Source organism: Empedobacter sp. UBA7252 (genome assembly GCF_002472765.1).
Lineage (GTDB): Bacteria > Bacteroidota > Bacteroidia > Flavobacteriales > Weeksellaceae > Empedobacter > Empedobacter falsenii_B.
In genome coordinates this window covers 1-10,251 of sequence record NZ_DKSQ01000085.1, presented here as the reverse complement: position 1 = coordinate 10,251, position 10,251 = coordinate 1, and the positions used below count along the sequence as shown (strand labels likewise).

Annotated in this window: 8 protein-coding genes, 1 other RNA gene and 1 pseudogene; 6 read left to right on the top strand and 4 right to left on the bottom strand. The window is 33.0% G+C overall.

Features of this window, described 5'->3' with window-relative positions; translation table 11 throughout:
• The 3 genes and pseudogenes from B2X73_RS15295 to B2X73_RS12125 form a co-directional block, all read left to right on the top strand.
• A pseudogene (locus tag B2X73_RS15295) lies at window positions 1-133 on the top strand (DUF47 domain-containing protein); the annotation flags it as partial.
• Between the two features lie 22 nt (window positions 134-155).
• Window positions 156-1,262, top strand: a complete 1,107-nt coding sequence (locus B2X73_RS12130) for an inorganic phosphate transporter (protein WP_291096532.1) — start codon at window positions 156-158, stop codon at window positions 1,260-1,262.
• Between the two features lie 114 nt (window positions 1,263-1,376).
• On the top strand, window positions 1,377-2,474 hold the full coding sequence (locus tag B2X73_RS12125) for an inorganic phosphate transporter (protein ID WP_038335433.1): 1,098 nt from the start codon (window positions 1,377-1,379) through the stop codon (window positions 2,472-2,474).
• An 82-nt stretch (window positions 2,475-2,556) separates the two neighbouring features.
• On the opposite strand, the gene B2X73_RS12120 is transcribed toward B2X73_RS12125, so the two are convergent.
• The 4 genes from B2X73_RS12120 to B2X73_RS12105 are packed head-to-tail and all read right to left on the bottom strand — an operon-like array spanning window position 2,557 to window position 6,539.
• The gene (locus tag B2X73_RS12120) at window positions 2,557-4,272 is read right to left on the bottom strand and encodes a phospho-sugar mutase (RefSeq protein ID WP_286495354.1); all 1,716 of its coding nucleotides are present in this window, start codon (window positions 4,270-4,272) and stop codon (window positions 2,557-2,559) included.
• Window positions 4,273-4,281: 9 nt separating this feature from the next.
• Window positions 4,282-4,986, bottom strand: a complete 705-nt coding sequence (locus B2X73_RS12115) for a GIN domain-containing protein (RefSeq protein WP_125349699.1) — start codon at window positions 4,984-4,986, stop codon at window positions 4,282-4,284.
• 17 nt (window positions 4,987-5,003) lie between these two features.
• Window positions 5,004-5,966: a glycosyltransferase family 2 protein gene (locus B2X73_RS12110; RefSeq protein ID WP_114998995.1), complete on the bottom strand. Its 963-nt coding sequence runs from the start codon at window positions 5,964-5,966 to the stop codon at window positions 5,004-5,006.
• A gap of 3 nt (window positions 5,967-5,969) precedes the next feature.
• Entirely contained in the window at window positions 5,970-6,539 is a 570-nt protein-coding gene (locus B2X73_RS12105) for a DUF4199 family protein (protein WP_114998993.1), read from the bottom strand.
• Between the two features lie 229 nt (window positions 6,540-6,768).
• On the opposite strand from B2X73_RS12105, the gene ffs reads away from it, so the two are divergent.
• The 3 genes from ffs to yidC form a co-directional block, all read left to right on the top strand.
• Window positions 6,769-6,867, top strand: an RNA gene (gene ffs / locus B2X73_RS12100) — signal recognition particle sRNA small type.
• An 81-nt stretch (window positions 6,868-6,948) separates the two neighbouring features.
• Window positions 6,949-8,601 (top strand): CTP synthase, encoded by a 1,653-nt coding sequence (locus tag B2X73_RS12095; protein ID WP_125349700.1) that lies wholly within the window; start codon window positions 6,949-6,951, stop codon window positions 8,599-8,601.
• Window positions 8,579-10,251: membrane protein insertase YidC (gene yidC / locus B2X73_RS12090; protein ID WP_291096530.1), on the top strand; the 1,673-nt coding region annotated here is incomplete at its 3' end. The genes B2X73_RS12095 and yidC, both read left to right, overlap by 23 nt.

Genomic DNA, 10,251 nt, shown 5'->3' with positions numbered 1-10,251 from the left:
AATTTTCGAAAACGAAACTGATGTTAAAAATATCATCAAGTATAAGGAGGTTTTATCTTCATTAGAATCTGCAACAGACAAGTGTAAAAGTGTTGCTAACGTATTGGAAGCTGTAGCGGTAAAACATTCATAACCAAAACTTAATCTAAAAGATTATGACAGATTTTTTTTCAGCGTTTTCGAGCATGTTATCGTCTACGCCAGGAATGTTATTGATTACTATTATCGTCTTAGCTTTTGTTTTTGATTATATTAATGGTTTTCACGACGCCGCAAACTCAATTGCTACAATTGTTGCAACTAAGGTTTTAACGCCTTTTCAAGCTGTACTTTGGGCTGCCGCATTCAACTTTGCTGCTTACTTTATTTCAGTTTATTGGATTGGAGAATTTAAGATTGGTAACACTATTGCAAAGTCGATTAACGAGCATTTTATTACACTAGAAGTTATTTTAGCTGGAATTATCGCTGCAATTTCTTGGAACTTATTAACATGGAAGTTTGGTATTCCTTCTTCTTCTTCTCATACATTAATTGGTGGTTTCATTGGAGCTGCATTAGCTCACGCCGGTGGTTTTTCTGCTGGTGGAGAAGATGTAATTGTTTACAAAAAAGTAATTCCAATTATTTGCTTTATCGTATTAGCACCATTAATTGGTATGATTATCGCCTCGATATTAACCATAATCACGCTTCATATTTGCAAAAGAGCCAAACCTGCAAAAGCAGAATGGTGGTTCAAGAAATTACAATTAGTTTCTTCTGCTCTTTTCTCTTTAGGACATGGTATGAATGATGCGCAAAAAGTAATGGGTATTATTGGAGCAGCGGTTATCTTTTATCACATTAATGTCGATTTTGATCCGGCTTATGTACAAGCAGAAGATAAATTCCAGTATTTCGTAGCGCATTGGATGTGGGTTCCTATTACATCGTTTGTTGTTATCGCATTAGGTACAATGGGTGGTGGATGGAAAATCATCAAAACGATGGGTTCTAAAATTACAAAAGTAACGCCATTGGAAGGTGTAGTTGCTGAAACTTCTGGAGCAATGACGCTTTATATTTCTGAGCATTTCGGAATTCCAGTTTCTACAACGCATACAATTACAGGTTCTATTATTGGTGTAGGTTTAACGAAACGTGTATCTGCAGTTCGTTGGGGAGTTACAATCAGTTTACTTTGGGCGTGGGTTCTTACTATCCCAGTCTCTGCATTATTAGCTGCATTAATCTACTACATCGTAACATTATTTATTTAAAAATAACAATCAATATCATTAATATTTAGGAGCTTTTATTAGCTCCTTTTTTATTTTTGAAATAATTTTCGAAATTGATAAATGATAAGTTTAATAAAGTTTTAAATTTGCGCCATGCAATTAACTGTATTATTTATCATTATCGGCTTAGCCATTTTATTTGATTTCTTAAATGGTTTTCACGATGCCGCAAACTCTATTGCAACGGTTGTTACTACAAAGGTTTTAACTCCTATTCAAGCCGTTATATGGGCTGCATTCTTCAATTTTGTTGCTTTCTTCATTGCCAAATTTATCATTGGAGAATTTGGAGTTGCAGACACAATCGCAAAAATTATTAAAGAAGATGTTGTCGTCGCATTTGGATCCAATCCATCTATCGTTGTTATGGCGGCGCTTTCTGCAGCAATCACTTGGAATATTTTAACTTGGAAATTAGGAATCCCTTCCTCTTCATCTCACACCTTGATTGGTGGTTTAGCTGGAGGTGCATTAGCTGCAACAGGTTATGATTTTTCTGCTATTAACAGTACGATTATCTTAACGATTATCGCTTTTATTTTGGTTGCACCAATTATTGGTTTAGTCGCTGGTAATGTTATTTACATCATCACGCTGAATCTTTGTCGAAATGCAAAACCACATAAAGCAGATGCTTGGTTCAAGAAATTGCAATTAGTTTCTTCTGCGATGTTGAGTATTGGTCATGGTTTGAATGATTCTCAAAAAGTAATGGGAGTGATCACGTTTGCTTTACTTGCTAATCAAACTGCAATTGTTAATACGGATATGAATGATTGGATTTTGAATGATGTTTTCAATTGGAAGCATTGGTTCATCACAACAAGTAGTACTGATATTCACGATTGGGTTCCGATTATGTGTTTCTCTGCAATTGCTTTAGGAACTTTAGGTGGCGGAATGAAAATCCTAAAAACGATGGGAAATAAAATTACAAAAATTACTCCTATCGAAGGTTTCACTGCTCAAACAGCTTCAGCTATTACATTATTTTTTACTGAACATATCAAAATGCCAGTTTCTACAACTCACGTGATCACAGGATCTATTATTGGTGTTGGAATGGTAAAAAGAGTTTCTGCCGTTCGTTGGGGAGTTACAATTAGTTTATTATGGGCTTGGATTTTGACAATTCCAGTTTCTGCACTTATTGCAACAGGATTTTATTATCTATTTTCGATGTTTTTCTAACATTAAAAATTTAATCATATAAAAAATGGCTGTCAAAATTGACGGCCATTTTCTATTTATTTTAATATTTATTCTTGAATGATTATTTGCTAAAATCTTCTTTCAATAAATCGATTTTCGCTAACAACGTTTGTTGAACAGCTGGATAATCTTCTTTGTTAGAAAGTGAAGCATTTACAGAGAAATAATATTTAATCTTTGGTTCTGTTCCAGAAGGACGACAAGCTACTTTACTTCCATCCTCTGTATAGAAAATCAATACATTTGACTTTGGTATCTCAATCGCTTTTTCTTCACCAGAAATTAAATCTTTGTCGATAGAAGATTGAAAATCTTTTACACGAACAACTTTAGATCCTGCTAATTCTTTTGGAGGATTTGATCTAAATTCAACCATCATTTTAGCAATTAACTCTGCACCTTCTTTTCCAGGTTTTACAATACTAATTAAATCTTCTTGATATGCTTTTCCGATTTCAAGATAGATTTCCATTAATTTATTGTACAGAGAACTTCCTTTTGCTTTTTGTACAGCAGCAATTTCAGAAACCAATAAAGCTGTTGTAACAGAATCTTTATCACGGATAAAGTCTCCAACCATAAATCCGAATGATTCTTCTCCTCCTCCAACAAAACTTTCTTTGCCTTCGAATTTGCGAATCATATCAGCAATCCATTTGAAACCTGTTAATCCTACTTTACAATCAACATTGAATTTCGCAGCAATATCATAGAAAATATCAGACGTTACGATTGTCGATCCGATAAATTCATTTCCAACTAATTTCCCCGATTTTTGCCATTTTTCTAATAAATAATAAGCCAAAACAGTATTCATTTGGTTACCATTTAATAAAACAATTTCACCTTCATTGTTACGCGTTGCAACACCTACACGATCCGCATCAGGATCTGTTCCAATCACAACATCAGCACCAATTTCATTCGCTAAAGTAACTGCCATAGTCAAAGCCTCTGGTTCTTCTGGATTTGGCGATTTTACTGTTGGGAAATCTCCACTTGGAATTGCTTGTTCAGCAACTTGATGAACTTGAGTAAAACCAGCTTTATCAAAAGCTTTTGGCGTAATTGCAACGGCAGTTCCGTGAATAGAAGTAAAAACAATTTTTATATCTTCCTTACCATCTTGTGTAAAACTTCCGTTCGCTACACATGCATCAATAAAAGCTTCATCAATTTCTTTACCTATATACGTTAACAATGCATCGTTACCTTGAAATTTGATTTCTTCTACTTTTACATTATTTACTTCATTAATAATTTCTCCATCTTGTGGCGGAACAATTTGCGCTCCATCATTCCAATAAACTTTGTAACCATTGTAAATCGGAGGATTGTGGGAAGCTGTCAACACAATTCCAGCATCACAACCTAAATGACGAACTGTAAAAGACAATTCTGGCGTTGGGCGAAAAGATTCAAACAAATAAACGTTGATTCCATTCGCAGTCAAAACATCGGTAACCATTTTTGCAAACGTATCCGAATTGTGACGAACATCGTATGCAATCGCAACTTTTTTCTCTTTATTCGGAAATTGTTGATTAATATAATTTGCTAAACCTTGCGTTGCTGCACCAAGTGTATATTTGTTTAAACGATTTGTTCCAACACCCATTATACCACGCATTCCTCCTGTTCCAAACTCAAGGTTTTTATAAAAAGAATCGTCTAATTCGGTTGGATTATTATCAATTAAATCTTGAACAGCTTTTCTTGTTTCCGCATCATAAGCGTCAGAAAGCCATAATTTAGCATTATCTAAACTTGAAGTCATTCTTATCTTTTATTTTTTTAATACTTGGGCGCGGTCGGCAATTTTTGTATCCTTATTAGGATCGCCCATAAAATTTACAATTGAGTTTCCTTTTGCAGAACCATATAAGGTTTGGCGTGCATTGATGTCTAATAAAGCGTTATCATCTGTTGTGAAATTAGCTTCATTGACCTCGTATTTGAATAAATTCAATTGTGCTTCGCCATAAGCTTTCACTTTCATAGTTCCAGCAGTTCCTTCTAACATAATATTAGATTGATCATCTGCTTTCAAATCAAAGTTGTTTGTAATCAAAAAAGTTTGATTAATTCTCGCTTGATCTTTCGCAGAGATAGTCAATTCATCAACATTCAATGTTCCAGAAGTAGTCAAAGAAGTTTGTTTATTTGCATCAATCTTTTCTAAATCTCGTGTCACATAAACGTACAAATCATAGGCACTATAATGGTCTACATTTGATTTTTCTTTGATTGTAACCGCATTATTTTTTGCTTCAACTTCTAAATTATCAATAATATTTTGATGCGATTCTACTTTAACTCCAGATTTATTTCCTGGAACTAAAATAACATTACAATTACACGAAACGCTCAAATCTTTGATATTATCAGCTGTATATTCTTTTTGAGCCGTTGCAGCACCTTCTCCATCAATTGATGATGAACACGAAGTTGCAACTAAACCTAAAAATCCTAATAAAAATATTTTCTTCATAGTAGTTGGTTATTTAATTAGTTTAAATTCAATTCTTTTTGAACTAAATACAATTGTTTTTCGCGATTATTGCGAACAATTAACTCGCCCAAAAATCCCGCCAAAAATAATTGCGTTCCTAAAATCATAAAAACTAACGAAATATAAAAATAAGGACTATCTGTGATTAATCTGGCTGGTGTATGGGAAATATAAACTTTATATAATTTCTCGATTCCTAAATAAAATGAAGCGAAAAACCCTAAAATAAACATCAATGTACCCAATAAACCGAAAATATGCATTGGTTTATTCCCAAACCTTGACGCAAAGAAAAGTGTAATCAAATCCAAGAAACCATTTACAAAACGATTTGCTCCAAATTTTGAAACACCATATTTACGCGCTTGATGTTTTACTTTTTTCTCAATAATTTTCGAATATCCCGCATTTTTCGCTAAAACAGGAATATAACGGTGCATATCACCATACAATTCGATATTTTGCGTTACTTCCCAACGATAAGCTTTCAAACCACAGTTAAAATCGTGCAATTTTACACCAGAGGTTTTACGTGCTACACCATTGAATAATTTCGAAGGAAGATTTTTTGTCAATTTATTATCTTGACGATTTTCTTTCCAACCCGAAACAATATCTGCTTTTTGGTTTTTCAGCATTTTGTATAACGACGGTATTTCCTCAGGAAAATCTTGTAAATCTGCATCCATAGTAATCACAACATCACCTTTCACTTCTTTAAAAGCCGCGCTAAGTGCTGGAGACTTACCATAATTTTTACGGAATTTAATTCCTTTCACTTCTGTATTGAAGTTGGCAATATACTCTATAATTTGCCACGAATCATCTGTACTCCCGTCATCAACGAAAATAACTTCGAATGTAAAATCATTCTGTTCACAGACTTTTTTGATTCTGTAGAATAATTCCTCTAAGGAATCTTGTTCGTTCAGTAAAGGAACAACAACTGAAATATCCATATGTTAAAAAACACGTTTTTTTAAGAATTGTGAAAACATCGCTGCAATTGCGATGTAGAAAGATAAGAAAATTGAGGATAATCCGAAGAAGTTTTTCACAGTAAATAAATTAAGTGTTTTATAATCATCCGAATTTCTAAATGTTTCGATATCTTTTGCGACTTTTGGATCAGACATATTAGACGTAAAAGTATCTAATAACCCTTGTTTCAAACTATCTTGTGCCCATTCTCCATAAGTATTGAAGAATACAAAAATAACAATCAAACTCATGATTCCTGCAAAGAAAATCGTGTAGAAACCAACTTTAAAACCTTCTTTGAAAGTCATTAATTCTTCTGAAGTTTGATGATTTTTTGCTTTATTTTTCGATAAATTGAAAATTATTAAAAAACAATATAATGCATACAAAGGTAATACAATAAAACAGCAAATCATGAAGCTGTAAGTGTAATAATCTTTTACAGAAACTGTTCCGTTTAAAGAAAAATAAAAGTAAAGCGCGAAAAACAATGCTAATGTAATTGCTGTAAGCACCAAAGAGTTTTTGAAAATTTTATTAAAACTAATCATTCTGCAAAGATAATTATATCTCGTAATTCTTTCTCTATTAAATTGTATGATTTAAAAAGGAATTTATCTTCATAAATTCTTTTCTTCAATTATTTTTTACAATATCAATTACTTTTTTAGTTCTAATTTTTATTTGTAAATCAATCTATTAATTCAATCAGACCTAAGCAACAAGAAAGTTTTTTCAATAAACACTTTTATTTTTACAAAACTTTCTTACCTTTGCATCAGGCAAGTCCTACACAACCAGCTCCTGTTGAATCCTCCAGGACGGGAACGTAGCAAAGGTATACGGTCGTAGCGGTGTGATGTAGATCGCTTGCCTATTTTTATTTTTCTAAATTTCACTCCCACTTTTTTTTACCCCATTATTTATTCGTAAATTTGCAACCATTGATTTAAAGATTCAATGGAAACAAACAAAGCACCAAAGTACATTTTCGTTACCGGAGGAGTAACATCGTCGTTAGGAAAAGGAATCGTAGCATCATCATTAGGAATGCTACTAGAAGCAAGAGGATATAGAGTAACAATTCAGAAATTGGATCCCTATATAAATGTAGACCCAGGAACACTTAATCCTTACGAGCATGGAGAATGTTACGTTACGGAAGACGGTGCAGAGACCGATTTAGATTTAGGACATTATGAGCGTTTCTTGAACCGTGCAACGTCTCGTGCTAACTCAGTTACTACAGGTCGTATTTATCAAACAGTTATAGAAAAAGAACGTCGTGGAGATTATTTAGGAAAAACAGTTCAAGTTGTTCCTCATATCACAAACGAAATAAAACGTCGTATCAAATTATTAGGTAATACAGGTGATTATGATATCATCATTACTGAAATTGGAGGTACGGTTGGAGATATTGAGTCTTTACCTTATATCGAATCTATCCGTCAGTTAACTTGGGAATTAGGAGAACATAATTCTTCTGTTATTCACTTAACATTAGTCCCTTATTTAGCTGCTGCGGGTGAATTAAAAACAAAACCTACTCAACATTCTGTTCGTACATTAATGGAAAATGGTATTCATGCCAATGTTTTAGTTACACGTACGGAGCGTCATTTACCAAAAGATGTAAAAGCTAAATTGGCTTTATTCTGTAATGTTCGCAAAGAAAATGTAATCGAAAGTATGGATGCAGACACAATTTATGAGGTTCCATTCTTATTACATAAACAAAATTTTGACGAAGTTGTTTTAAAAGGCTTAGATTTGCCAACTGATCAAGAACCAGATTTTACAGTTTGGAACAAATTCTTATCAAATCATAAAAATCCTAAAAACGAAATAGAAATTGCTTTAGTTGGTAAATACGTTTCGTTACACGATTCTTATAAATCAATTACAGAAGCATTTACACATGCTGCTGCAACTTGCGAAACGAATGTAAAAGTTCGTTGGGTATATTCTGGTGATATTACAGAAGACAATGTTGGAGAGCAGTTGAAAGGCGTTTCGGGAATTTTGATTGCACCAGGTTTTGGAGATCGTGGTATTTTAGGTAAAATAATTGCTGCAAATTATGCACGAAGAAATAATATTCCAACATTAGGAATTTGTTTGGGAATGCAAATTATGGCAATTGAATTTGCGCGTAACGTTTTAGGTTACGAAAAAGCAGATTCAGCAGAAATGGATTTAACAACGCCTTATCCAGTTATCAGTTTGATGGAAGATCAAAAAGATGTATCGGACAAAGGAGGAACAATGCGTTTAGGAAATTGGAAATGTGAATTAACTCCAAATTCAAAAATTGAGAAAATTTACAACACAACCGAAATCTTAGAACGTCATCGTCATAGATATGAATTCAACAATGATTTTTACGATGAATTTGTTGAAAACAATTTTATTCCAGTTGGTAAAAACCCTGAAACAGAATTAGTAGAAATTTTAGAACATAATCAACACCCATATTATATAGGTGTACAATTCCATCCGGAATATAAAAGTACAGTTGCTTCGCCACATCCTTTATTTATAAGTTTTATCGAAGCTTCTTTATTGAATAAACAAAATGATTTATTAAATGCAACAAGAGAAAAAATTTGATTTTAACCAAACGATTGGTTTTATTTTAATTGCAATTCTTTTTGGCGTATTCTATTTTCTAAACAAACCTTCGGAAGCGGAGGTCGAAGCTCAGAAAAAAGAATTAGTTCAAAAGCAAGAGCAAGCGAAAAAACAGGAACAATTAAATAAAACAGCTACAACACAAGCTTTTCAAACTGTAGATCCTACATTAGCAAAAGATGTTGAAGTTAGTAATGATAAACTAAAAGTTACTTTTTCGCCAAAAGGAGCTCAAATTTCTGACGTACAAATCGTTGGATATACAGCTTACAATGACAAAAAAGATGGACACAAAGATCCTTTACATTTGATAAAAGATGGATCAAGTAAGTTCAATTTATCATTCAAAACAAAACAAGGAGCTGTTCTTAATGTTTCGGATTTAGTATTTGTACCTCAAGTACAGAAAAATGCGAACAATACAATTGTAACGTTTACAGCAAATGCTCAAAATAGTCAAATTCAATACATCTATACATTAGGCGATTCTTATGGTATCGATTTCGAAGTTAAAACGCAAGGTTTATCTAATATCACTTCTGAGAAAAATGTAGATTTAGCATGGAAAATGGACGGTTTCAGTACTGAAAAAGGGAAAGATCAAGAAAAATATTGGTCGCATACTTATTTTCAGTTCAAAGGAAACAAAGACATCGAATACGAATTATTTGGTTCTGACGAATGGGAAGAAGAGGAAGCTATTTCTTGGGTAGCCAACAAACAACAATTCTTCGCAACAGTTTTATCAAATGATGAAGGGTTTAAAACAACAAAAGGTGGTTCTAAAAACTCTGATAAAGAGGATTTAACTTATAGTAAACACTATCACTTAAACTCAAAGTTAGAGTTGAAAAATAGTGAAATCAATTCAAAATTCACATGGGATTTTATTCCATTGGATTATAAAATGTTGAAAGATTACAACGACAAAGGATTCCAAAACTTAATTGACTTTGGTTGGGGATTATTTGGTTGGTTGAATAAATATTTCTTCTTGAATGTATTTAAATGGTTGGCAGCAATGAGTATTCCTTTAGGATGGGTAATCTTCTTGATGACAATCGTTGTAAAATTGATTTTATCTCCAATTATGTACAAACAATACCGTCAATCTGCATTGATGAAAGTTGTTCGTCCAGAGTTGAATGAAATCAACGAAAAATACAAGGATCCAAAAGATGCGATGAAGAAGCAACAAGAAACAATGGCAATTTATCGTAATGCAGGAATCAATCCATTAGCAGGATGTTTACCAGCATTATTACAAATTCCTATTTTCTATGCGTTATTCCGTTTCTTCCCGAACTTAATCGACTTGAGAGGTGTTCCTTTCTGGTTCGTAGATGATTTAACAGCATTCGATGATTTAATCAAATTACCAGAATGGGTTCCATTCCTTAATGGTCACTTAAGTGTATTCGCTTTATTATACATTGTTGCAATGATGATTTATTTTAAAGTTTCTGGATCTATGGATAACTTCCAAATGCCACAACAAGAAGGAATGCCAAACATGCAATTCATGAAATACATGATGTATGTAATGCCAGTTTTCTTCTTTGTATTCCTTAACAATTACGCTTCAGGTTTATCTTGGTATTATTTAGTATCCAATGCGATTAATATTTT

Bases quoted from the DNA above. Each gene is read 5' to 3' on its own strand.
- B2X73_RS12130 (WP_291096532.1), top strand. From the start codon at position 156: ATGACAGATTTTTTTTCAGCGTTTTCGAGCATGTTATCGTCTACGCCA.
- B2X73_RS12125 (WP_038335433.1), top strand. From the start codon at position 1,377: ATGCAATTAACTGTATTATTTATCATTATCGGCTTAGCCATTTTATTT.
- B2X73_RS12120 (WP_286495354.1), bottom strand. From the start codon at position 4,272: ATGACTTCAAGTTTAGATAATGCTAAATTATGGCTTTCTGACGCTTAT.
- B2X73_RS12115 (WP_125349699.1), bottom strand. From the start codon at position 4,986: ATGAAGAAAATATTTTTATTAGGATTTTTAGGTTTAGTTGCAACTTCG.
- B2X73_RS12110 (WP_114998995.1), bottom strand. From the start codon at position 5,966: ATGGATATTTCAGTTGTTGTTCCTTTACTGAACGAACAAGATTCCTTA.
- B2X73_RS12105 (WP_114998993.1), bottom strand. From the start codon at position 6,539: ATGATTAGTTTTAATAAAATTTTCAAAAACTCTTTGGTGCTTACAGCA.
- B2X73_RS12095 (WP_125349700.1), top strand. From the start codon at position 6,949: ATGGAAACAAACAAAGCACCAAAGTACATTTTCGTTACCGGAGGAGTA.